The sequence below is a fragment of the Mucilaginibacter sp. P1_D10 genome (assembly GCF_056406215.1).
This window is the reverse complement of the sequence record NZ_JBFUAP010000012.1, coordinates 205,866-228,429: the sequence shown is the minus strand read 5'-3', so window position 1 is coordinate 228,429 and position 22,564 is coordinate 205,866. Positions and strand designations below refer to the sequence as shown.

General features: G+C 44.6%; 19 protein-coding genes and 3 rRNA genes. 10 read left to right on the top strand and 12 right to left on the bottom strand.

What is annotated here, in order from left to right:
• Both AC1DYT_RS19700 and rrf (AC1DYT_RS19695) read left to right on the top strand, forming a co-directional pair.
• Window positions 1–194, top strand: a 23S ribosomal RNA gene (locus AC1DYT_RS19700); the annotation flags it as partial.
• A 291-nt stretch (window positions 195–485) separates the two neighbouring features.
• Window positions 486–597 (top strand): 5S ribosomal RNA (gene rrf, locus AC1DYT_RS19695).
• A gap of 275 nt (window positions 598–872) precedes the next feature.
• On the opposite strand, the gene rhuM is transcribed toward rrf (AC1DYT_RS19695), so the two are convergent.
• The gene (gene rhuM / locus AC1DYT_RS19690) at window positions 873–1,205 is read right to left on the bottom strand and encodes a RhuM family protein (protein ID WP_477471236.1); all 333 of its coding nucleotides are present in this window, start codon (window positions 1,203–1,205) and stop codon (window positions 873–875) included.
• 1,249 nt (window positions 1,206–2,454) lie between these two features.
• Here rhuM and rrf (AC1DYT_RS19685) point away from each other — a divergent pair.
• Window positions 2,455–2,566 (top strand): 5S ribosomal RNA (gene rrf, locus AC1DYT_RS19685).
• Window positions 2,567–3,029: 463 nt separating this feature from the next.
• Here the strand turns inward: rrf (AC1DYT_RS19685) and AC1DYT_RS19680 are convergent.
• The 8 genes from AC1DYT_RS19680 to AC1DYT_RS19645 all read right to left on the bottom strand — a co-directional run bounded on the left by AC1DYT_RS19680 (window position 3,030) and on the right by AC1DYT_RS19645 (window position 13,972).
• Window positions 3,030–3,500 (bottom strand): hypothetical protein, encoded by a 471-nt coding sequence (locus AC1DYT_RS19680; protein WP_477471235.1) that lies wholly within the window; start codon window positions 3,498–3,500, stop codon window positions 3,030–3,032.
• A complete protein-coding gene (locus AC1DYT_RS19675; RefSeq protein ID WP_477471234.1) occupies window positions 3,500–3,769 on the bottom strand; it encodes a helix-turn-helix domain-containing protein in 270 nt (89 codons plus the stop codon). Before AC1DYT_RS19675 ends, AC1DYT_RS19680 begins: the two co-directional genes overlap by 1 nt.
• Window positions 3,770–3,903: 134 nt before the next feature.
• Window positions 3,904–6,102, bottom strand: a complete 2,199-nt coding sequence (locus AC1DYT_RS19670) for a DNA/RNA helicase domain-containing protein (RefSeq protein WP_477471233.1) — start codon at window positions 6,100–6,102, stop codon at window positions 3,904–3,906.
• Window positions 6,099–6,428 carry a nucleotide pyrophosphohydrolase gene (locus AC1DYT_RS19665; protein ID WP_477471232.1) on the bottom strand — a complete coding sequence of 110 codons (330 nt, stop codon included), beginning with the start codon at window positions 6,426–6,428 and terminating at the stop codon, window positions 6,099–6,101. Before AC1DYT_RS19665 ends, AC1DYT_RS19670 begins: the two co-directional genes overlap by 4 nt.
• A gap of 646 nt (window positions 6,429–7,074) precedes the next feature.
• Window positions 7,075–8,640, bottom strand: coding sequence for a hypothetical protein (locus AC1DYT_RS19660; RefSeq protein WP_477471231.1), 1,566 nt, complete (start codon window positions 8,638–8,640; stop codon window positions 7,075–7,077).
• On the bottom strand, window positions 8,637–10,475 hold the full coding sequence (locus AC1DYT_RS19655; RefSeq protein ID WP_477471230.1) for a glycosyltransferase: 1,839 nt from the start codon (window positions 10,473–10,475) through the stop codon (window positions 8,637–8,639). The genes AC1DYT_RS19660 and AC1DYT_RS19655 overlap by 4 nt, the downstream gene beginning before the upstream one ends.
• A gap of 48 nt (window positions 10,476–10,523) precedes the next feature.
• The gene (locus AC1DYT_RS19650; RefSeq protein ID WP_477471229.1) at window positions 10,524–12,614 is read right to left on the bottom strand and encodes a cellulose biosynthesis cyclic di-GMP-binding regulatory protein BcsB; all 2,091 of its coding nucleotides are present in this window, start codon (window positions 12,612–12,614) and stop codon (window positions 10,524–10,526) included.
• Between the two features lie 14 nt (window positions 12,615–12,628).
• On the bottom strand, window positions 12,629–13,972 hold the full coding sequence (locus AC1DYT_RS19645; protein ID WP_477471228.1) for a sensor histidine kinase: 1,344 nt from the start codon (window positions 13,970–13,972) through the stop codon (window positions 12,629–12,631).
• 134 nt (window positions 13,973–14,106) lie between these two features.
• On the opposite strand from AC1DYT_RS19645, the gene AC1DYT_RS19640 reads away from it, so the two are divergent.
• Window positions 14,107–15,180: a glycoside hydrolase family 5 protein gene (locus tag AC1DYT_RS19640; RefSeq protein WP_477471227.1), complete on the top strand. Its 1,074-nt coding sequence runs from the start codon at window positions 14,107–14,109 to the stop codon at window positions 15,178–15,180.
• 39 nt (window positions 15,181–15,219) lie between these two features.
• On the top strand, window positions 15,220–16,203 hold the full coding sequence (locus tag AC1DYT_RS19635; protein ID WP_477458034.1) for an acyl-ACP desaturase: 984 nt from the start codon (window positions 15,220–15,222) through the stop codon (window positions 16,201–16,203).
• A 107-nt stretch (window positions 16,204–16,310) separates the two neighbouring features.
• Here the strand turns inward: AC1DYT_RS19635 and AC1DYT_RS19630 are convergent, their stop codons facing one another.
• On the bottom strand, window positions 16,311–16,637 hold the full coding sequence (locus AC1DYT_RS19630) for a hypothetical protein (protein WP_477471226.1): 327 nt from the start codon (window positions 16,635–16,637) through the stop codon (window positions 16,311–16,313).
• Between the two features lie 114 nt (window positions 16,638–16,751).
• On the opposite strand from AC1DYT_RS19630, the gene AC1DYT_RS19625 reads away from it, so the two are divergent.
• Window positions 16,752–17,771, top strand: coding sequence for an aldo/keto reductase (locus AC1DYT_RS19625; protein ID WP_477471225.1), 1,020 nt, complete (start codon window positions 16,752–16,754; stop codon window positions 17,769–17,771).
• Window positions 17,772–17,799: 28 nt separating this feature from the next.
• On the opposite strand, the gene AC1DYT_RS19620 is transcribed toward AC1DYT_RS19625, so the two are convergent.
• On the bottom strand, window positions 17,800–18,459 hold the full coding sequence (locus AC1DYT_RS19620; protein WP_477471224.1) for a hypothetical protein: 660 nt from the start codon (window positions 18,457–18,459) through the stop codon (window positions 17,800–17,802).
• A gap of 97 nt (window positions 18,460–18,556) precedes the next feature.
• Between AC1DYT_RS19620 and AC1DYT_RS19615 the strand changes: the two genes are divergently transcribed.
• From AC1DYT_RS19615 to AC1DYT_RS19605, 3 genes are read left to right on the top strand one after another with little or no spacing between them, the layout of a single operon-like run.
• Window positions 18,557–18,808, top strand: a complete 252-nt coding sequence (locus AC1DYT_RS19615; protein ID WP_477471223.1) for a hypothetical protein — start codon at window positions 18,557–18,559, stop codon at window positions 18,806–18,808.
• Window positions 18,805–19,092, top strand: a complete 288-nt coding sequence (locus tag AC1DYT_RS19610; protein WP_477471222.1) for a type II toxin-antitoxin system RelE/ParE family toxin — start codon at window positions 18,805–18,807, stop codon at window positions 19,090–19,092. The genes AC1DYT_RS19615 and AC1DYT_RS19610 overlap by 4 nt, the downstream gene beginning before the upstream one ends.
• Window positions 19,092–19,871 carry a GDSL-type esterase/lipase family protein gene (locus AC1DYT_RS19605; RefSeq protein WP_477471221.1) on the top strand — a complete coding sequence of 260 codons (780 nt, stop codon included), beginning with the start codon at window positions 19,092–19,094 and terminating at the stop codon, window positions 19,869–19,871. The genes AC1DYT_RS19610 and AC1DYT_RS19605 overlap by 1 nt, the downstream gene beginning before the upstream one ends.
• 62 nt (window positions 19,872–19,933) lie before the next feature.
• Here AC1DYT_RS19605 and AC1DYT_RS19600 read toward each other — a convergent pair whose 3' ends face one another.
• Complete coding sequence (locus AC1DYT_RS19600; protein ID WP_477471220.1) at window positions 19,934–21,484, bottom strand: NAD(P)/FAD-dependent oxidoreductase; 1,551 nt, start codon at window positions 21,482–21,484, stop codon at window positions 19,934–19,936.
• A 485-nt stretch (window positions 21,485–21,969) separates the two neighbouring features.
• On the opposite strand from AC1DYT_RS19600, the gene AC1DYT_RS19595 reads away from it, so the two are divergent.
• Complete coding sequence (locus tag AC1DYT_RS19595; protein WP_477471219.1) at window positions 21,970–22,539, top strand: RNA polymerase sigma factor; 570 nt, start codon at window positions 21,970–21,972, stop codon at window positions 22,537–22,539.
• Window positions 22,540–22,564: the final 25 nt, after the last annotated feature.

Sequence of the window (22,564 nt, the reverse complement as noted above, 5' to 3'; positions counted from 1 at the left end):
CTGTTATGCCGCCAGGTGTATTGCAGAGTAGCTACGTTGGGAATAGATAAGCGCTGAAAGCATCTAAGTGCGAAACTAGCCACAAGATGAGWCTTCCATTGAGGATCGTAGCAGACTACTACGTTGATAGGTTACAGGTATAAAGGTGGCGACATCAAAGCCGAGTAATACTAATCATCCGAAGCTTTCTCATAGCAGGTAATTAAGGGTGTTAGAGACACAAGACCGTAAGATACAAGAAGCAAGAGCAATTCTGCAACCCAATATCCGAGCCCTTGCCTCTAACACCTCAACACAAAGCTGTTGTTTTCTCTCGAAATTACTTCTTTCAATCATGTTTAAGATATGAGATGTTAGATATGAGATATGAGACCGAAAGGTTGCATACTCAAATACTAAGCTCCTATCTAAATTAAAATATTGATTTGTTCTATTGCAGCCATGAGTCTCAAATCTCATATCTCAATACTCAAATCTAAAAGCCTTCAGGTGCCTATATCGGCGGTGTCCACCTCTTCCCATTCCGAACAGAGAAGTTAAGCCCGCCAGAGCCGATGGTACTGCAGTAAAATGTGGGAGAGTAGGTCGGTGCCAAATCTTAATGCCAACCATGGCCTTAACAAGAACCCTTCGTAGAAATACGAGGGGTTTCTTCGTTTATAAGGCTTTTTTGCCCATGAACCATGGCCGATAGACCATCGCAATCGGCGCTCCTCCTTCCATCAACTATGGACTAATTCCATCTAAAATTTGCACATCTATAATCCCCATCTGAAATCTGCACATCTGAAATCTGCATATCTAACCTTTTCCGTCAACGCAGGGTCTCTCCATAGAGGACCCTGCGCACGTAGGACATTAACGCATGCAAATCAGTAATTACTACCCGTATATAGGCAGACAACGTTTACCATGCAAGCTGCAGCAGGGTCCTCTATCGAGAGACCGAAGACAGCAAAACGCTTCCCTTGCTTTAGCCGTTCGTCGTCCATCACAAAGCCTTTTATGATATACTCCCTAAGCGTCTTAGTTGCCCAGATACGGAACTGCGTAGCCTGAAAGCTGTTTACCCGGTAGCCAACAGCTATGATGGCATCCAGATTATAAAAATCAAGGTACCGGCTTACATCCCGCGTGCCTTCTTTTTGAACTACTCGAATTTTTCGAGTAGTTGCCGCTTCTTCTAGTTCGCCTGTTTTAAAAATCTCTTTTAGGTGATAAGTTATCGTGTTACTTTCAACGCCAAAAAGTTCTGCCAGGCGTTTTTGGGTTAGCCAAAAAGTTTCCTAATTAAAAAGCACTTCAATTTTAACATCGCCCCGTGGAGTGTTGTAAAATATAATATCATTGGATTGTGGCAGATCGCTCATTTTTAAAAATTTAAGGCGTAATCAAATTTACAGCTTCCGGCGCATTTTTTCTGCTAAAGCTCCTTTAATACTTACCACAGCAACTCTGCCATCCTCCCCCATGAACTATTTGCACATCTATAATCCCCATCTGAAATCTGCACACCTGAAATCTGCATATCTAATCTTCCCCGCTTGTGGTTGGGTGATGCTTTTAGATGGCGGGAAGGGTGGAAATTTAGCTGGATAGGTTTGGCGGCTACCTTACATACAGGCAGTATGGTGAAAACATCTACCACAGGCTAAAAGAAATATTATGGCAGTCACCGCTGATAGAAGCGGTGCCGGGCTTTGCCGGGCTACACTGCGTTTCGGCCGCCTTCTCCCACCACTCAATCCCTCGCGCAGGCGGCTTCCCCACTCAATCCCTATTGCGGAGGAAGGGGATAGGTAAAGCATTCGTTATGGAGTAAACCACCGAAAAGTAATTACAAAACCATACCTTTTTGATTTGGACTAATTTTCCCCGCTACCGCATAGCGTCCCCGCTTGTGGTTGGGTGATGCCTTTAGATGGCGGGAAGGATGGAAATTTAGCAGAATATGATTGGCGGCTACCTTACACATACAGGCAGTATGGTGAAAACATCTACCGCAGGCTAAAAGAAATATTATGGCAGTCCGCTGGTAGAAGCGGCCGGGCTTTGCCGGGCTACACTGCGTTTCGGCCGCCTTCTCCCCCCACTCAATCCCTCGCGCAGGCGGCTTCCCCTTTCAATCCCTACTGCGGATACAGAGCTAGCTAAAACATCCGTTATTTAACCAAACCGCTCACAGCAGCCCCGAAACCACACAATCTTCTATGGACTATCGACTAATCGCATCTTAAATCTGCACATCTGTAATCTGCATATCTACTCCCTTCCCCGCTACCGCATAGCGTCCTCGCTTGTGGCTGGGTGATGCTTTTAAATGGCGGGAAGGATGGAAATCTCACCGCATGTGAATGGCGGCTACCTTGCATGCGGGCCACGGGGACACTTGCGACAGGGGGGGGCAAACTGAGTTATAATGATTCAATGACCCCATGACTAATCTGAAGAAATTCATGTGCCTATATCGGCGGTGTCAACCTCTTCCCATTCCGAACAGAAAAGTTAAGCCCGCCAGAGCCGATGGTACTGCAGTAAAATGTGAGAGAGTAGGTCGGGGCCCAATCTTAATGCCTCGATGGCTTTAACAAGGACCCTTTCATCTAACGATAAAGGGGTTTCTTCGTTTATAGGGTTTTATCACCGCGTCTTTGCGAGATACGAAGCAGCCCTCGGTAGGCAGGTATACTTTACTTTCACTTTTCCCGTGTTAAATTGCTTACGGTGGCAGTGCGGTGATAATATCGACCGCAGGCTGAGCGATATTTGTAAAATTTGCATACAATACGTATCATTGCATGTGCTGTCAACCACCAAGTTAATCCAAGAATTAGAGCAAATTAGTCCAAATGGATTTCAAGTATCAGTTCGCACCGGGGTGTTAAATTCAACCAAGGCTATTTACTTCCATCAATCATTGATTTATTTATTCAATATGGAAGATGATTTTAAGTTTAAGTCTCAGTACGGTTACAAGATAGACGAGTTTTTAGAAGCGTATGTTAATCAGTACTGGGAAGTGGAGTGCATTATAAGTTAATCTGAAATTGTATCCTTTTATTTCTGATTATATCTTCCAGCTCCTGAATCGTCATTAGGGCAAAAGACGGTGATTTTTTATGAAGTGAAACAAAGCAAAAGCGAAATTTACCGCCTAATGCTTCTCCGAACTTAAACTCGTTTGCAGTAGCACCGAAAAAAAAGCCCTTTGGGTTGTCTGGCAAATATTTCTTAGTTGTTTTTAGTTCGATAAGAATAATGTTTTCCAGGTTAGCCACTATAAAATCGTCAGTAATCACTTTTCCAACGTATTCCGGGATATAAACCATATCAAAAGCCTGAAGAAATGTGTGGCTCATTTCTAAAGCATCAAGTAACTGCTTTTTAAGTGAGAGGTCTATTTTAAAAAATCCGGTATGATTTTCTACTAAAAAATTAATGCCCTCCTTTTCGGTGCGATTATTTGAAACGGTAATTACGAAAGAGTGAGCTCTGGACATCAGGCTTCTGATTTGGTTTCGTAATCAGAAAAAACATGAGCACCAGTCACAGAGGTTAAATCCAGTAGTTCTGAAATGGGCATTTGAAATACCTTTGCGAAAACTGCAATGTTAACGAGCGAGATATTTCTTTCCCCTCTTTCAACCATGCCTATATAGGTGCGGTGGAAACCAGTTAAATTTGCGAGAAGCTCTTGGCTAATATTTTTATTGGTACGTAAACCTTTAATGCGTTCCCCAAATTCTTTTAATAGAAATTCATTTACCACATAACAATACTATACATATTGTATGCGGCGATCAACATACAATGTGTATCATTTCGTGGTGCATTGTGATTTTGTTTTAGGAGTACCAGAAAATTTGTAGTATGGCCGATAACTGACAAGTAGGCGGGCGCCAATTACAACACACACTCAAAAACCCCAACAACTTTCAAATAAGCAACCTCATCCTCCGTTATAACAATATCCTGGTATTCTGAATTAAACGACAGTGGTTTTAAAGTTATCAATTGATGGCTCCATTGGTCATCAGTAACATTCTTTTTGCTGCTGTATTCTTTTACAGTGTAACTTGAACCAAAATCCGGGTCTTGAATATTGGAGTATTCTACCAGTACTATTTTGCCATTCCGGGAACCACCATTATCCTTTCTGAATAAACAAAGTGAACCGTTAGGTATTACTTTATTCATTGACTCACCAACTACGGTACATGCAAACAAATCTTTTGATGGTTTATATCGTGCCGGTATTTCAACCCAATCAAAATCTTCTGTGTTTTCTTCTATTATTTGCAATTCGCTAAAAGTGCCAGCCGCAGCTTTTAAATTTGCTACGGGAACGGAGTTCACATATGGTATTACATTTTCGTAGTCCAGATAACCAACACCTTTTATAATTTGATTTTTCTCAATGTGTTTGGCAAAGTATTCCCGTAAATTTTTATCGCAAACATAAACGTAAGTACCTTTAATAGCTCGAAGCATTACAGTCCTGTAGATATTTAAAATGTAGTCTTTTAGCTCGGCTGGGTCACTAATAGACTGCTTGCCGTTTACATCGAAATAGTTTTCTTTTAAAATTATAATTTCGTCGGTCGCTTTGTTATAGCTAATCTCGTTGCCGAAGATGATGCCAGCATAATTAAGATCATAACCTTGTGTAGTATGGATACATCCGACCTGGTCTATCGCATTCGCAGAGTTGATAAAATTCTTCGCTACATAATTCCATTGTAGTTTGAACCCATCTATTTCGATATCATAAATCGTCTTGTCGTTTTTGGAAGCCCATGGCCAGGAAAAGCCAGCTATCATTCGCGATAATCCACTTTCTTCATCTCGTAACTTTATTTCATTTACCATTGTCTCAACGGAGTCAAAGAGAATGAATTCGTACTCTTTAGACTGATACACTTTTTGGGTAGGTGGAATATTGACGTTTAAAAGATTGCTGATATAGTTTACATAACCATTTCCACCTTTTACTCTAAACTGTGATTTTAAAGACTCAATTTTAGTTGATGGCGAAAGTTTTAACTTATCAAAATCATCCTTTCTTGCATCCGACGGTTTAATAGATTGTCCTTCATCATAAAATAATATTGCTTTATCGGATTGTTTCGTTACCCAGTCTAATTCACTGCAATTTTTTTTATCGAAGTTCAATTTTTCGCACGCAACATCAAAAGCGCGAAAATAAGCACCTAAGTTTACTCTTCTTCTTAATCTGTGCGATTCATCGACAACTACAATATCGAACCGAGTATCCTTTAAATCTGCAGGACCAATCACCATGTTAGCGCTTAAGCCCTTTATGTTTTTGAATACGTTTTGTAAAGTTTCTCTAAAAGACGCCATCGGCACAACAAGCGCCATTTTGGGGTTTGGAAACTTATTCTTTAATTTAATAACAGCGTTAATGAACTGAGTTTCATCATCCCCAAACTCTTTGTAGTTAAAATCCTCATACTTCGAGTGGAGAAGTTTGAATAAAAAGATGGCGAGGATTGTTTTACCGGTTCCAGCGCCACCTTCAACAATAACATTTTTGAAGTTATCATTTAATAGGGCCATTATGATTGTCATTAAGCCCTCTTTTTGTTCACGGTTTAAGGTCTTATATGGTGAGTATTTAAATAAATCTGAGTTATTAATATGCTCAATCGAATGTTTGGTTATGCCTTCGGCCCTTAATTTATTCCAAACCGACTTGAAGATATCCCAGTAAACTTCTTTTTTTTGGTAATAATTGTGATTGGCTAAACCGATATTACCATTAAGTAGTTTGTATTGCCCGTCACCGGAAATATATTTGATAAGGTTTGATTCTATATCAAGCGTGGCAGACTTATTAAACTTTTCGCTACTAATTAAATGGACGGTAGAAAGCACACTCTTTGCATTGCTTTTTAAATGCGCGGCCATCCTTGCGTAGGTATCCGTAGTTTCACCAACATATGCCTCTTTAACAACACCATCACTAAGTATATATACGATTGGCCACAAATCTTTGGCGAAATGCGTGTGTTGGAAATCGTTAAATAAATTCGGACTGAAATCATACCTTTTTATTTCAAAGGAATTATTTAACATCATAGTTCGGTATATTTTTTTGCAGTACCCTTTGCTTTATCCACCGGGTACTTCTCGCCATTTTTGCGAATCTTATCGGTCATTATTTCTTTGAGATCAAGGCCATGTTTTTCTGCCAATAGCAGTACGTAACCAAAGACATCAGCCAATTCATCCTTCACTTTTTCGATGTTGGCATCTTCCGGCTTTTTCCAAAGGAACAACTCGTTTAGTTCCGCTGCTTCAATAGACAAAGCTAAAGCAAGGTCCTTTGCATTATGAAATTGCGCCCAATCGCGTTCATCTCTAAACTGAAGTAATAATTTTTGCAGATCTTGTATATCGCTCATAACCGTCGCTTAAGTTATTCGGAAAATTAAGAAAATAAACGGAGTTATTCTTTGTGAGTTTAACGGCGGTTCCGCTCAGGCACGAGAATAAGATATTGTTCTCGTGCCTTCTCCGTGGCTACTTTGCACATGAGATTGCCGCGCCGCTACCGCAAGCGTCTCCGGCTTGTGGTGCCGTATCTTTTTAAACGGCGGAATTAACGAATGTTCATTTGCAATACATAGTGGTCACCCAGCAACCGGGCCACAAGCCGGGAGGCTTGCGGCAGCGATGAACTTGGCATTGACTGCCTTGGCTGCCGTTCGGCCCTAAACCCGATTGGCCCCGACGCGTCGGGGCTTCTACCGGCGGCTTGTATCCCGATTGCATTGGGACACGCAGCAGCGGGGCAGAACCCTGCCGAAGAACCACAACAGAACCTTTTCTAAAAAAGAGTCAAGAATCAAGAGACAAGAATCAAGAGACAAGAAAGAAATGCATTGTGTTTGCCTGTGCTGTGGGGTACTGAAACAAGCCTTCGACAGGCTCAGGTTGCCATGGCGGCATAAAATCTGAAACCGGCATAACCCTCTTAAGCACCAATCAAAACCATAAAATCCGAAAAATCAAAACTCCGAAATCGAACATCCGAACTCCGAAATCGAACTACCTCACCACCCGGTACACTACCCAGTTATCGGTTTCGTACACCTTTTTGAAGATGATTTGCGGCAGGGTGCGCTTGATGCTTACCAGGTAACGGTTGTTGAGCTGGGTGTAGCCGGTTACCAGGTTCCTGGCGGTGGCTATCACAATGTAGTCGGCCGCTTTATCCGGCGATTCTACGCCGCTCAGGAAGTTGTCCTGGTAGGGCATGGTGAGGGTGCGTATCTTCTGGCGTTCTACAAAGGCCACAACGCCGTAGGCGGTGGCATCGTCCATCAGTATGTGCGCATCGTCGGGCAGGGAGTTGATGTAGCTGGCCACGTCCATATTGTCAGCCTGGGTTTTATCGTCGGTACGGTTGGTGAGTACGGCTAAAAAGTTGCGGTCCTCGGCAATGGGCGATGTTTTGAGGAAGTACCAGCCGGTGTACAGTTGCACGGCCACGGTAATGACCAGCAATATCCGGAAGGCCCGTTGGTTTTTCACCGTTTGCGATTTAAACATTACGCACAAAAAGGCCAGCACCACAAATATCATATAATACTCGTAGGCCAGGTAAACCTTATCGTACTTCAGGTGCAAAAACTCTATGAACGCAAAGGGGGTAAGCAGCGTAAGTACCTGGTAGGTGCTTTCCCTAAATAAGTAGAGCGCAATGAGTATCATGGGGCAAAACATCAGCACGCGGGCCGATAGTAGCAGGCTCACCTCGGGTATCTGGTAGTTGGTGTTGGTAGTTTGCTGGTCGAAGCTTAGCTTATCAATCAGTACGTTCCAGGTGGCGTAGGGGCTCTCGTTGAAGTAGTTAAGGTCGCTGGCGTGGGTAAGGTTAAGCAGCTTGTAGCAAAGCACGGCTACCAGCGGCAGGGCAAACAAAATGATGTACAGCGCAAAGGTTTTGTTTACCAGCTTGCGCCGCAATGATGGGCTGTTGAAGCTGAGGAACAGGCGGAAGATGCTCTCCTGCTCGCCCAGGTTAAGGCTGTGGATGGTAATAGCCAGCACCAGCGGCAAAAAGAACAGCGTAAGCCACACGAACTTATAATCGCAAAAGATGAGCGTAACCAGGCATATGCTGGCAATAGATACGTGGAAGGTGGTATTGCTGCGGTAAAACTTAAGCAGGTTAAGGAAGAACAAAAAGAAGAATATCAGCATCAGGTACCCCCCCTTGCCCGAACATGCCGTGTACAATATACCGGGGTGGAAAAGGAAAAGAGCCAGCAGTATGTACAGGTAAAAATCTTGCGTGTTGCGTTTGATAAGCGTGGCTGCTATTACGTAAAAAAGCAATGCCGTGCCAATGGCTGATGCCAGGGCGGGCGCCAGTGTATAGCTTATGGTAGTGAACGCAAAGGTTGCCATAAAGGGCAGCATGGGCGATGTAAGGCCCATTACCTTAAGGCGCACGCCCACGCCATCGAAAACGATGAGGGCTTTTTCGATATAGAACAACGACTCGTGGTTGTAGTACCCTAAATTATTGAGGTACACCGCCGCCACCAGGTAATAAATTACCAGTATGCAAGTAATGAACAGTAAGTAAACAGACCTGCTGATTCTCATTTAACAATATTTGTAGGGTTGCTGACTTTGCTTAGCCCGTGGTTGGTTTTTTCCCAGTAAAACGGGTTGGTAACCAGCTGGAACAAGCCCTTATATGCCGATATGCTGTGCATGAGCCAATAAATAGGGTTGGCTATGGCAAACAATATCAGTTCGTAATACCGCCTTTTAAATACCGCCATCATGTTGATGTATATCATGAGGATATTACCCACCATGAGGTTGAATATCGACATGAAGAGCACCCAATCCGGGAACAGGGTGCGGATGCTCGATAAATCGAATACAATGTAGCAGATAAAGAACGTGAGCAGCAGCGGGTACACCAAAAATATCACGGGCGTAGCACCGATGAAGAAGTTGAAGCCGAGGAAACCTTTCCAGCCTATTTTGCGCACCAGGGCGGCAGGGTTGCGCATGTGTACCAGGTAGGTTTGCATGTAGCCCTTTATCCAGCGGCTGCGCTGGCGTATCCAGTTGAAGGGTTCGTTGTTGGCTTCTTCGTAGGTGGTGGAGTTGATGATGGCTATCTTGTGGCCCTTTGCATAAGCGCGCACGCCCAAATCGGCATCCTCGGTTACATTGAAAGGGTCCCAGGCGCCAAGGTCTATCAGTTCCTGCAGTTTAAAGTGATTGCTGGTACCGCCGAGGGGGATGGGGATATCCAGGGTATCTAAACCGGGCAGCATGTAATCGAACCAGTAGGAATACTCCAGCGTAAACATACGGGTAAGGAAGTTCTCGTTACGGTTGAAGTAGTTGAGTGCGCTTTGTACGCAAATAAACTCCGAAGGCAACTTGCCAAACAGCGATACCACTTTCTTCAGCTGGTCGGTGTCGGGGATGTCCTCTGCATCGTAAATGGTAAGGTATTTGCCACGGGCAAAGTGCAGGCCGTAGTTGCAAGCCTTAGGCTTGGTTTTGGGCATGTGGAAAGGCACCACGATAACCTCGAAGATGGCGGGGAAATCGAGATTACGTACCGCGTTGAGGGTTTTATCGTCGTCTTCCTCTATCAGCAGCTTTACATCAAGCTTGTGGCGGGGATAATCTATCGCCTGCAGGTTCCAGATGAGTTTTTTTATCAGCTTATCTTCTTTATAAACGGGCAGCAGTATGGTGTAAATGGGGAGTTCGTCATCAATCACCAGCTTAAGCTCTTCTTTGGTAACCGCCTGGTGTAGCTCGAAACGTGAACCCACCAGGGCCAGGAACAGCTTGAATATGATTGCCACCAAAAAGAACGAACTGATGATAACGTTGAGGATGATGGACGTGTTTTTGAAACTGAGCACCAGGCCCACTGCAACAATACCTATGACAACGAAGGTAGACACCAGCTGTGCCGATGAAAAGGTTACCACGGCAGAGCTATCCGGGTCGCGCTTCATCAGTTCGAATACGGATGATTTAACGTATTTATCGCCGATGAGCTTATTGCTTAGCCAGGTGATATCAAGGTCTGATGCCACGATGATTTCGGGCTCCATATCGTAGGTAAACCTGATGAAATCTGCAAACAGCTCGTCATCGGGGTTGGCCATCAGGGTTATCACCTTCCCGTTTTCTACACGCAGGGGAAGGGCAAGGTGGTCGTTGGCGAAGCTAAGGTCTATTTTATCTAAAACAGCCTGGTCATACTCCATCTCTCTTATCTCGGCAAATTCATACCCATCCTCAAGCATCGAACGCTCGTAGTTTTTGCGCGATATGTAGCCGAAGGTTAGGGCTATCTTGATGAAGGATAGCCCCGTCTCCAAAGAATGCCTTTCGATTTTTTCACGATTATCGGCGGTTAAAAAGCCATGCTTAACCAATAATTCAGGAATCGACATAGTCATGAAAAAATTAATTCGTTAGGATATGAACATGCACCGGGTACATTAATCATTAAACAGCTCCTGTGATTTCTGAACTTTCGAACGGATGTACAGGAACGAAAGCAATATCAGCACTAATATACCCAGCAATATGTACAGGTTGTAGGTATCCCAGAAACGGGTAAGCGCACTCTTGGTATCAATATACTCCAGGTTATCACTGCTTTTGTTGATGTTGAACAGGTATTTGTTGTTGTTTACATCAGATATACAAACGTTACTGCTTAAGGTAGATAGCTGCTCTGTGATGGATTTGGAGGCCGATAAGAAAGCTTCTGCCAAATGCTTGCCTGTGGCAGTAAGCACCAGTGTAGCGTTGTTGTTGCGGCCATAGAATATCTGCGCCAAACCATTTGAGGTGGTATCAGATAGCTGGTACACAATGGTGTTGTTATCTGTATTATACAGGCGGAAATTCTTCTCAAAATTGATAGGCGCATCCGGGAACTCTTTGTACAAAGGGTCATCTTTGCTTAAAAGAGCGATAATGTTGTTCTTCCTAAGCTCTGATGGTTGTATGCCACCCGGGCCATTTGAGTAAACAAAATCGGGGAAGTTGTTTGCGTTGATGTTGTTGTTCAACTCGTAGATAATCTCGCCCATGGCACCGGCAGCATATTTAGCGTAATCTTTGCTTACCACAATTTTGGTAGTACCGCTGTTGAAGGCTTCGGGATATTGGTAGAAGCTGAGGTCGCTGGTGATGAAGGGGTTCTTCGACTCCAGGTACGATTTATCTACATCAACCTCGGCAAAGAAATTGGTAAAGCTGTTTTTGCAATTTCCGTTGTTAGGATAAAAACGGAACTCGGCCTCCAGCGTGTTGTATTTATGGTGCTGGTAACGGTTTATGGTTATGGTGGTATTCAACTTGCCCGATGCATCCAGCTTCTCGCTGCTCAGTAATAAACCGTTGAGGTATATGTTGAAGAAACCACGGTCGCCTGGGTTAAGGCTGCTGTAGTTACCTATTATACGTATCTCCACCTCTTTAGGAGTGAAACTAAAATCGGAGTTTTTGAAGTTGAACGCGCTTTTCAGCGAGCCAATGCCCGAAAGGAAGTCGCTAACGCCGCCTATTTGTTTAAGCGAAAGTTTAGAGCGGTTTTCATCTACGGTTTTGAAGAACTGGTTCTGGGCCTTGTTTATCAACAAGTAATCGCCGAAGGTAGAGTTGAGGATATTCATGTTACCCAAAGCGGTGATAGCTTTTTCATAACCTTGATCGTCGCCACCGGTAACGTATAATATTTCGGTAGGAACTACTTCCTGCGCAACCGATTTTACTGCGGTAAGCTGGCCCTTGTTCTCAACCATGCGCGTAATGGTATCTGTAACCGTGCTGATAGCTTTATGCAGGTAAAATAAGCCCTGGTTGTTTTGGGGCGTAACTTTTACCAGCGACCTATCGGTGCCGCTTAATGACGATAGCATACCCACTTTTATATAGTTGCGTATGGTATCGGGCAGTTTGCCTTCCTCATACACGCCAATGGTTTTCTGCTGCGTTTTCTTCATGCGCGAATACGCCCAGGCAACAGCCTTTAAATCGTGCAGCGTAGGGTTTGCCGGATAAACGATAGCTCTTTTGCCATCGAAGCAATTGCTGATATTGATGTTGTTGAAGAAGTTTTTATTGCTCTTTACTAACGACAAGTAGGAGTAGTTCTTAATTTTTAACCACATAGCGGGGTTATCCAAATCGCGGCACGGGTCGTCGGTAATTGTCAATAGCGTTTTAACCTGAATTTTGATGTAGTTATCCGGCGTTACATCGGCCTTGGTAAGGTTGATGGATATCTTCTGTATAGAATCCTTAGTTAACCGGGCGCTGTAAACCGGTTTTGGGCCGATGAATAAGTTTACGTATGATTTTTCCCTAATTAAAGCCTGCGAGGGCTCGAAATACACCACCAACTTGCTGCCATTTATCTCATACTCGGGCGTGATTTTGAAGTAGAAGGAAGTGGCTCCGCTCATACCGTAAACCGGCTCGTCGTCATCGTGGCCCATCGCCTTAAATGAAATAATGTGTTGCGCAAAGCAAGTTGTGCTCAACATTATAAAAGCCAAAAGGGTAAATAGTCTCTTCATTGTGGTTATATGTATTAGTTTATTACGTAAAATTCTACTCTGAAATAATTGCCGTTATCGTCACTGCGGTACATCATTTCGCCGCCAAGCTCCTTGGTCATCAGTTTGGCTATAGACAAGCCCAGGCCCAGGCGGCTCTCTATACTGGCCGATGCATCATTAAGCGTTTTAAGCTTGTTGAACATCATATCCAGCTCTTGCTGCCCAATGGCCACGCCCTCGTCTATGATCTCGAAAACGAATTTCTGGCGTTGCAGGCTGGTAACAATGCGTATGTTATTGTTTGTTTGCGAAAACTTTATAGCATTTGAGAGTAGGTTTTGGAACACCTGCCCTGCAAACACCCTATCCAGCTTCACATTAAGCGGCAATTTCAGTATGTTATCTACCAGGTGTATGTTCTTCATTTGGGCGGTTTCCTGCAAGCCTTTAAACACATGCATCACCTCGGCGTTGATGTCGAAAATCTCCATATTGAACTTAATCTCAGGCGATTCGATCTCCTTTACATCCATCAGTTTGTTTAGCATGTACTGCATCTTTTCGGCCGATTCGGAGATGTAATTGCTCATTTCCTTTTGGTCGGCACTTAGGCGGTAATCCTCGTCTTTGAGCAGGTTATTGCTCATCGTAATTTGGCTGATGAGGTTTTTTAGATCGTGCCCGGCAATGTTAATGAAGCTGTTCTTCTGGTCGTCCAGCTTACGCAGTTGTTCGTACTGGCGATCGATGATGTTGTTTTTCTCGTTAATGTCGCGGTTCTGGTCTTTTAGCTGATCGTTAGATTTCTCGATGAGTATCTGCGATCGCACCTCGCGCGCTAAAACCTTGTAGCGGGCGTTAGGTATAAGGCATGATATGAACGCGATGATGAAAAAGAAGATGCCGTTGTTGATTACAAGATCCAGCGCAAATTCGTTGAGCAGGTTATAGAATATAGCCAGCAGCAATAAGGCGATCAACGTTTGGATAATGGAGTTTACCGGCTCCCAAAAAACTTGCAGGTTAAAAAACAGCACGATAACCGAGTAGATAAGGAAGTAGATAAGCTCAACCTCCAGCCTTACCAGGTTACATAATATGGCCGATGTTACCGAGAGGAAAAAGAAACAGAGGTGCAGCAGCAGCCTGTAATTATACTTTTTGGTTTGGAAAAAATTGTACAGGCCCAGTATAATAAGTACGGTAATGATACGCACTATCAAAAATTGTAGCCAGATATTATTGGCATAGATAAAGTCTGCAATGCTAAAGATGGGATACAGGAAAATAATGGTCCAAATGATATTATTGGTTTGGTACCACGCTTTTTTTAAGATTTCCTTTTTATATTCTTCTTTCGATATTTGAACAAACATTATTTGTTAAATTATAATAAGTTTTTCTGACCAGTTAACGGTTGCAACATTAAACATAGGTGAAAAATACCACTCTTAGCTTAAATCTTTTAAAATTATCGCAAAGGGTGCTATTTATACCTTTAATTATAATTATGCAGTGCTTTAATGCAAAAAGCAAACCAGTTCCGTTAAACGAAAGGCAGATAGCATTCAAGCGTGCTAAAAGCCTTGATAACGGTGTGAGCATTTCATGGCTCGAACAATGGTGGAACAAGGATGTGTTAAGCGCAAATCCTCTAAAAAAGGCCGATTACGAACTGCTTAAAAAACTTAAAGTTTCCACCATACGCTTACCCGTAGCATTTGAACATTTCGAGACCGTGAAAATCCCTGTTGGGAAAGTATTTGCCCACATTGATGAAGTTTTGAAACAATGTAAGTTATACGATATGAAATTGATCATAGATTACCATTACGGTAAAATAAATGATAATAATTATATAACCGAAACCCAAAAGGTAATTAACCAGTGGTTATTATTAGCTAAAAGGTACAAAAAAGAGAGCCCCAATTTACTTTTTTTCGAGATTTACAACGAACCCGGCCCCATAAACCCCAAAGTGTGGAAAGATGCTGCCTACAACATCGTTACCGCCATACGCAAAGAGGATGCCAAACGTACGTTGATAGTAGGCGCCTCCAATTATAACAGCATTTACGAACTGAGCCGTATGGAAAGATTGGCCGATGAGAACATCATTTACACCTTCCACTTTTACGAGCCGTTTATGTTTACCCATCAGGGTGCCGATTGGGTGGGCGACCAGGTATCTACCACGGGTATCCCCTTCCCCTACGACCCCAAAACCTACCCACCCATGAACCCCGGCGTAATAGGTACCTGGGGCGAGAACAATTATTATCAGTACAGGATTGATGGCAACCAGCAATCGGTGCGGGATAAGTTGCAAATCGTAAAAAATTGGGGTAATAAGTATTACGTGCCCATCATTTGCGGCGAGTATGGCGTGTATCGCAAATACAGCGATGAAGGCAGCCGTTACCGGTACATCAAAACGGTGCGGCAATCTTTAAAAAAGTTAGATATTCCGGGTATCCATTGGGATTATAACAGTAATTTTTCGATATTTAACGGCCAGCCCTCTGTTACGAACCTATCAACCGGCATGATGGATGCCATTGATTATAAACAGGCAAAACAATAATGTAATTAATTGATTAACTTTGTAGGCTAATACTGTACTATGCACTTTTTTGAAGAAAAACGTAAGGAGGTTATGTCGCACATCGAGCCCCACATGCTGGAGAAGATGTTCGAGTTCCTTAAACCTGTAGATACCATCTGGCAACCATCAGACTTTTTGCCTGATGCATCGCGATCTACTTTTTTCAGCGAAATAAAAGAATTGCAGGAGAGTGCGAAAGGTTTATCTTATGATTTGATTGCTGTATTGGTTGGCGATACCATTACCGAGGAGGCGCTGCCTACCTACGAATCGTGGCTCACCATGGTTGAAGGTGTATCGCACAACGAAGAAGGCGGCTGGATGAAATGGACCCGTTATTGGACGGCCGAAGAAAACCGCCACGGCGATTTGCTAAATAAATACCTTTACCTAAGCGGGCGCGTAAATATGCGCATGATGGAGGTAAGCACCCAATGGCTTATTGCCGATGGTTTTGACATTGGTACCGGCCGCGATCCATACCGTAACTTTATTTATACCTCCTTTCAGGAGCTGGCTACCAATGTATCTCACCGCAGGGTGGCATCGGCAGCAAAAAAAGATGGCGATACACTACTCTCAAAAATGTGTGGTGTTATTGCAGGCGACGAAGCCCGCCATGCAAAAGCATACAAATATTTTATAGAAAAGATTTTTGAAGTAGACGCCAATGAGGCCATGCTGGCTTTTGAGGATATGATGCGCAAAAAAATTGTTATGCCTGCGCATTTCCTGCGCGAAGTTGGCTTAAAGGTTGGCCAAACCTTCGGCCACTTTACCGATGCTGCCGAGCGCCTGGGCATTTACACCGCTTTGGATTATGTAGATATTTTGAAAGAGCTGATAGAAGACTGGCACATAGAAAGTGTAACCGGGCTGGAAGCAAACGGCGAAAAAGCACGCGACTATATCATGAACCTGCCCGCCCGCTTATTACGCGTAGCCGAGCGCATGAAAAACCCCATGCTGGAGTACAAATTCAGCTGGATACACGGACAGTAGTTTTTAGGAATATATAAGAAGAAGCCTGCTGCAAAGCGGGCTTTTTTTGGTTTGCGGCAGGCTTAAAGAATTCGTGTAATTCGCGCTATTCGTGAAATTCGTGTTTATTACCCTTCTTGTACCAAATCTGTCCCCAAGCCCTCCGACAAATCATCGAATAGACTATTCAGGATTGACTCAAGTGTTATTGAGTTTACATCGTCCACGTAATGCTCATTACGGGTTATCCACAGTTCCTGTCCGTTCACTTCTATATTAAATAATACGCCTTCATATAAATCGGGCTGCGATATGGTGATGCCGCCTGGTGTTTTTTGGATGTTGAAGCTGATATCGCTTTGCCTTTGTTTTTGAAAAATAGGGTTCAGCCGTTCTTGCAGGTGATTGAAGAGCTCGCCGGAGTTTATGGCTTTATGCAGGGTGATGATTTTCATGGGCTTTGTATTTATATATTTACAATCGCCTGTTGTTATTGTTTACCCGGTGCTTTTATTTAAGCATGTAAAACAGCAGCTTTGCTATATCTGTTTCATCTAAAAACACCGAAAATGAAATACAAACTATTGGGCCGTTCGGGCCTTAAGGTATCTGAACTTTGCCTGGGCACTATGGGCTTCGGCACCGAAGCCGGCTGGGGGGCTGATGCCGCTACCAGTTTCGATATTATGGATGCTTACGCCAAAGAGGGCGGCAACTTTTTAGATACCGCCAATATTTACAAACTGGGCACCAGCGAAAAAATCATCGGCGATTACATTAGCCATCACGACCGCGATTACTTTGTGCTGGCTACCAAATACACCCTAAAGGATAACCTTAGCAACCCTAACGCTAGCGGCAACAACCGCAAGAACATGATGCGCAGCGTAGAGGACAGCCTTAAACGCTTGAAGACTGATTTTATAGATGTACTGTATCTGCATATTTGGGACGATATAACCCCCATTGATGAAGTGCTGCGCGGCATGGACGACCTGATAAAACAAGGTAAAATAACATACGCAGCAATCAGCGATACGCCCGCCTGGGTAGTAGCCAAAGGAAACACCCTTGCCGAACTGATGGGCTGGAGCCAATTCATCGCGCTACAGGTAGAGTATAGCCTGCTGGCCCGTACCGCCGAGCGCGAACTGATACCGATGGCCAAACACTTCGGCATGACGGTTACGCCATGGGCACCGCTTGCAGGCGGCGCACTAACCGGTAAATACTTAAAAGGCGATAAAGGCCGCATAAAACCCGAAAGCAATCGCCTTAACCAGCGCGCCGAAAAGATAACCCGCGTAGTGATGGAGATTGCCGAAGAACTCGGCGTATCTGAAAGCCACGTGGCCCTGCAATGGACCATGAGCAAAGGATTCCAATGTATCCCAATAGTAGGCGCAACCAAGGTAGACCAGCTAAAAGATAATCTAAAAACAGTAGATGTAAAGCTGAGCGTAGAGCAAATCAAAAAACTGGATGATGCCAGCAAGATAGAACTAGGCTTCCCCGGCGATTTCTTCAACGAAGATGCGGTGAAGATGAACACCTTCGGTGGATTTTATGATAGGGTGGAGAAGCGTTGATAGTATTGATCAACCAGTGGCGGTGTTTTTAATGCTCTATTGCGCGAGAATACAACTGCAAGGTGTTATTGTATTCCTCTGCAATGTGACCATCTATGTTTGTAAATTTCTCCTTGAAGTTCAACAGGAGCTGGGCTGCTTTTTTACTGCCCGATACAGCACTTATTAACAATTTATCTGCTAAATCCGAAAGTGTTTCGCTGTTCTCGTTTTTTGTGTTGGAGTATAATTTTATCACGCTTTTTATTTGTGATGCTGTGTAATGTGGTATGTTAGTGTTAAAAGCAATAGCACCAAGGGTTCCTCCGTTATAAAAATCTTCCCGATAAAAAACAACCTGTTTGTAACTCATATTCTTGCCGACCGGCAAATTAACAACATGCTGAACAGAAATAAAGTTGCCTTTAACTATCACACTACAAACTTCAGTTGCGCTCCAAAACTTAATGATTTTGTCGGTGCCACATTTAGATAACACAAATTCCGAGTAAAGTCGTGTGTTGTAAATAATGTCTTTTTCTCGGTATCCACATAATGCAATTTTAATTCCGTTGGCTAATTTAAAAACCGTGTCTGCTTGGCCAGTTGTGTATTGACTACGCGGACACCCGCATTGCGGTACCTTGTTTTGACCAAGTGCCTGAGCAATAACCAACATTGCGATTGATAATAAAAATGGGACTTTCATAAGGATAGATTTTACCTAAAGATAGTAAATCAAAGTAAACGATAACGCGTTGATATCGTCAATCAAAATAAGTAAATTTGTTTAAAGCAGTTAGGTTATGACAACAACAGCAATTAGGGAACGCTTATACGATTATATCAGAGATGCCGACGATAAAAAAGTGGAAGCGCTGTATGTGATATTAGAGGGGGAGATAGTGCAAGGGTATGATTGGTCGGAGGATGAAAGTTTTGTGGCCGAACTGGATGAGGAATATAAAAGATACGAGGACGGGATTGATAAGGGTGTAACCCTCGAAGAATTGGAAGTGTCGCTGGAGTTAAACAGAAAACAACGTGCCGGGAAGTGAGTTATAATTTTCGGGTACTCCAGAGAGCCCAACGAGAAATAAGAGAAAGCAGCGATTGGTACGAGGAGCAACGGCTTGGGTTGGGGTTGAGGTTCGAAAATGCTGTTTTGGCTAAAATTCGGACGATTAGTAGCCACCCGTTACACTATCCTTTAAAAGGGAAGCTTCGCGAGACAATTGTACGCGATTTCCCATTCCTGATTTTATATCGGATAGATGATTCCAATCGAACAATTGTCATAATGTCCGTTTTTCACATGAGCAGGCATCCTAACAAGAAATAATGAATCGGCATAAATCTATATTGTGTTTGCTAATCTGCTTTCTCAGCATCACAACCACCCAAGCCCAAACCCGCAACCTCAACATAGTGTTCATCGGCAATAGCATTACCTACGGTGCAGGCCTTGATAGTCCTGCTACGCAGGCACCGCCGGTTGTGGCATCGGCATGGTTGCAAAAGCAGAAGGGGATTGGCGCAATAGCCTTTAGTAATCAGGGACATAGCGGCTACACCACACTCGATTTTTTGCCGGGCACGCCTGCTTTTATTGCCGTAGTCCAAGCTGCAAAAGCATTTGCCGGCCAGGATGCCCAACTCATTTTTTCCATAAAAATAGGCACCAACGACAGTGCCGTAAAAGGCACCCACGGTGCTCCGGTTTCCGTTGGCGATTACGGCATTAACTTAAAAACCATCACCGATACGCTGTTGAAGGAATTCCCGGCGGCAATTGTTATTTACCAGCACCCGGTTTGGTACAGCCCCAATACCCAAAATGGTGCCACTTACCTGCAGGAGGGTCTTACCCGCCTGCAGACTTATATGCCTGTAATAGATGCACTTGCCGCGAGATATCAATTAACCAACCCCGGCCATGTGTTTGTTGGCGATACCAAAGCTTTCGCCTATTTTAAGAAGAATTACCTAACGGACTTCCAGGCGGAGCCGGGCAGGCAGGGTACATTTTACCTGCATCCCAATAAAAAAGGGGCCATTGCTTTGGGCGAATTTTGGGGCAAAGCCATATACAAAGTGCTGAAAACCCTGCCAAAACACTGACGTTTTTTCCGTGTTTTTGCTCAAATGGCGAAAAAAAAGGGATGTTTTTCTTTTTTTTCCAACTATCCCAGGTAGGTTTTTACGCCGTTTGCGCAGTTTACCCCATCTATGGCTGCCGAGATAATTCCACCTGCATAACCGGCTCCTTCTCCGCAAGGGAATAGACCCGCAACCTGCGGGTGCTGGTAAGTTTCGCGGTCGCGGGGGACTTTTATGGGCGAGGAGGTGCGCGACTCTACGCCAACCAATATAGCCTCATTGGTATAGTAACCTTTCATCTTTCGCCCGAAGGCCGGAAGTGCTTTGCGCAGGCGGGCATGTATCCAATCGGGGAGTACTTCAAGTAGGTCTGTGCTTTTGCAGCCGGGCAGGTAAGAGTTTTCGGGCAGGTTGGCAGATACCCTTCGTTCCACAAAATCAACCATGCGCTGGGCAGGGGCAACCAGGTTACCGCCGCCGGCTTTAAAAGCCAGGTGCTCGGCCCGCTGCTGAAAATCCAGCATCCGGAATGGATCTGCCATGTTGCCTTTTACATCTTCCATGTTTATCTGTACCACCGTACCCGAATTAGCGAAGGGGTTGTTGCGCTTGCTGGGGCTCCAGCCGTTTACCACTATCTCATCGGCTGCGGTGGCGCAAGGGGCGATGATGCCGCCGGGGCACATACAGAACGAAAATACCCCCCGGTCGTCTACCTGTTCTACCAAATTGTAGTAAGAGGGGGGCAGGTAGGGGCCACGAACATCGCAGTGGTACTGGGCGCGGTCTATAATTTCCTGAGGATGCTCAATGCGAACGCCCAGTGCGAAGGGCTTGGCTTCTATCAGTATCCCCTGCGCATGCAGCATCCGGAATACATCATGTGCCGAGTGGCCGGTAGCCAGTATCACTGCATCGGAAAGCAGTTTCTCGCCATCGGGCAGTTGCACGCCCAGTATCTTGCCGAATTGCACCAGCAGGCCGGTAACTTTTGTATCGAACAGCACCTCGCCGCCGGCATTCAGGATGCTCTCGCGCATGGCGGTGATGATCTGCGGTAGTTTATTGGTGCCTATGTGGGGGCGGGCATCAACCAGGATATCCTCGGTAGCGCCATGGGCCACAAAGGTTTTCAACACGCCGGTAACATCGCCGCGCTTGGTGCTGCGCGTGTATAGTTTCCCGTCGGAATACGTACCCGCGCCGCCCTCGCCAAAGCAATAGTTCGATTCAGGGTTCACCAGGCCCTGTTTGTTAATATTGGCCAAATCGCGGCGGCGTTGCTTTACGTCCTTGCCGCGCTCCACTATAATGGGTTTTAAGCCTTGTTCTATACACTGCAGGGCCGCAAACAAACCAGCCGGACCAGCACCTACGATGATAACCTGCCGGGCATCCTTTACGTTTTTATACTGATGGTCGTAATGTTCGGGTAATTGGGGTTCGTCTATATAAACGGCAACCTGCATGCGGTACAATACCTTGCGGCCGCGGGCGTCTATAGAGCGTTTCAGGATTTTTACACCCTGTATCCTTTGCTGGGGTATGTTGATAGCCGCCGAAGCAAGCGCCGTCAATACAGCCTCATCTTCGTGCTGCCCGGGAGGGCAAACAATTTCTGTTTCTTTTATCATGATGCAATGCCGGGTTTTTATCCCGGATGCGACAAAGGTACATATTTGCTTATTTGCCCGGCGATTATTTAACCGCAAAGGGCGCAAAGATTTGCTTGTTGGCGAGCGCAAAGGACGCAAAGATTTTAATTGGAGGGCTGCATTTATCGTTAAAATTTACAACTCATCACCAAAAAAAACTTTGTGATCTTTGCGTTTTTTTCTTCGCGTTTAAATAGCCACATAGCTGCGTTTTTTCACCCCTCCCCACCCCGTTAAAACACCCTAAATAACCAAATTAAGCAGCTTATTGTAGCGCAATTACGTCGGGTATCGTATGGCTTCATACTTAGTGTATAGCGCACACAAATCAATACGTACGCTAAAGAACGCTAACTGTACGGAAGCGGACGGTAAAAAATCGCTTTAAAAATTAATCAGCTGAAAATCAATCAATTAAAAAAATGGTTGAATTTTGGCATATACCAAATCACTACAATATCACCATGACACCGAACACCGACACAAAGTTGAGCGCCCTATGGGAAGGATGCCTACAGAACGACAGGAAACAACAAGAACAGTTGTACAAGATGCTGGCCCCAAAAATGCTTGCCGTGTGCATGCGCTACGCCAAAGATAAAGACGAAGCGCAGGATATACTGCAGGAAGGCTTTATCAAAATGTTCAAGAACATGCGCAACTACCGTGGCGACGGCAGCCTGGAAGGATGGATACGCCGTATAATGGTACACAGCGCTATCTCTCGCTACCGCAAGGCAAAAACCATGGTTTTGGTTGATGATTTTGCCGAGCAGAACATACCGGTAAGCAGCAGCTACAACGCCAACGGACTGGAAGCACAGGAACTGATGAAGATGGTACAGGCCTTGCCAAAAACCTACCGCTCGGTTTTTAACATGTATGCCATTGAGGGTTATTCGCACCAGGAAATAGGCAGCAGCCTTGGCATGAGCGAACTGTTATCGCGCACTACCCTGCACCGCGCACGTGCTATCCTGAAAGAGAAGCTAAACAGCCTGGCCTCCCGCGAACGCCACTGCCTGGCAGGATAAGCCACGCCGCCGACCCTCGATATGA

Excerpts from the sequence above, each read along its gene's own strand:
- AC1DYT_RS19680 (WP_477471235.1), bottom strand. The coding sequence starts at position 3,500 with ATGTCCAGAGCTCACTCTTTCGTAATTACCGTTTCAAATAATCGCACC.
- AC1DYT_RS19670 (WP_477471233.1), bottom strand. The coding sequence starts at position 6,102 with ATGATGTTAAATAATTCCTTTGAAATAAAAAGGTATGATTTCAGTCCG.
- AC1DYT_RS19665 (WP_477471232.1), bottom strand. The coding sequence starts at position 6,428 with ATGAGCGATATACAAGATCTGCAAAAATTATTACTTCAGTTTAGAGAT.
- AC1DYT_RS19660 (WP_477471231.1), bottom strand. The coding sequence starts at position 8,640 with ATGAGAATCAGCAGGTCTGTTTACTTACTGTTCATTACTTGCATACTG.
- AC1DYT_RS19655 (WP_477471230.1), bottom strand. The coding sequence starts at position 10,475 with ATGTCGATTCCTGAATTATTGGTTAAGCATGGCTTTTTAACCGCCGAT.
- AC1DYT_RS19650 (WP_477471229.1), bottom strand. The coding sequence starts at position 12,614 with ATGAAGAGACTATTTACCCTTTTGGCTTTTATAATGTTGAGCACAACT.
- AC1DYT_RS19645 (WP_477471228.1), bottom strand. The coding sequence starts at position 13,972 with ATGTTTGTTCAAATATCGAAAGAAGAATATAAAAAGGAAATCTTAAAA.
- AC1DYT_RS19640 (WP_477471227.1), top strand. The coding sequence starts at position 14,107 with ATGCAGTGCTTTAATGCAAAAAGCAAACCAGTTCCGTTAAACGAAAGG.
- AC1DYT_RS19635 (WP_477458034.1), top strand. The coding sequence starts at position 15,220 with ATGCACTTTTTTGAAGAAAAACGTAAGGAGGTTATGTCGCACATCGAG.
- AC1DYT_RS19630 (WP_477471226.1), bottom strand. The coding sequence starts at position 16,637 with ATGAAAATCATCACCCTGCATAAAGCCATAAACTCCGGCGAGCTCTTC.
- AC1DYT_RS19625 (WP_477471225.1), top strand. The coding sequence starts at position 16,752 with ATGAAATACAAACTATTGGGCCGTTCGGGCCTTAAGGTATCTGAACTT.
- AC1DYT_RS19620 (WP_477471224.1), bottom strand. The coding sequence starts at position 18,459 with ATGAAAGTCCCATTTTTATTATCAATCGCAATGTTGGTTATTGCTCAG.
- AC1DYT_RS19615 (WP_477471223.1), top strand. The coding sequence starts at position 18,557 with ATGACAACAACAGCAATTAGGGAACGCTTATACGATTATATCAGAGAT.
- AC1DYT_RS19605 (WP_477471221.1), top strand. The coding sequence starts at position 19,092 with ATGAATCGGCATAAATCTATATTGTGTTTGCTAATCTGCTTTCTCAGC.
- AC1DYT_RS19600 (WP_477471220.1), bottom strand. The coding sequence starts at position 21,484 with ATGATAAAAGAAACAGAAATTGTTTGCCCTCCCGGGCAGCACGAAGAT.
- AC1DYT_RS19595 (WP_477471219.1), top strand. The coding sequence starts at position 21,970 with ATGACACCGAACACCGACACAAAGTTGAGCGCCCTATGGGAAGGATGC.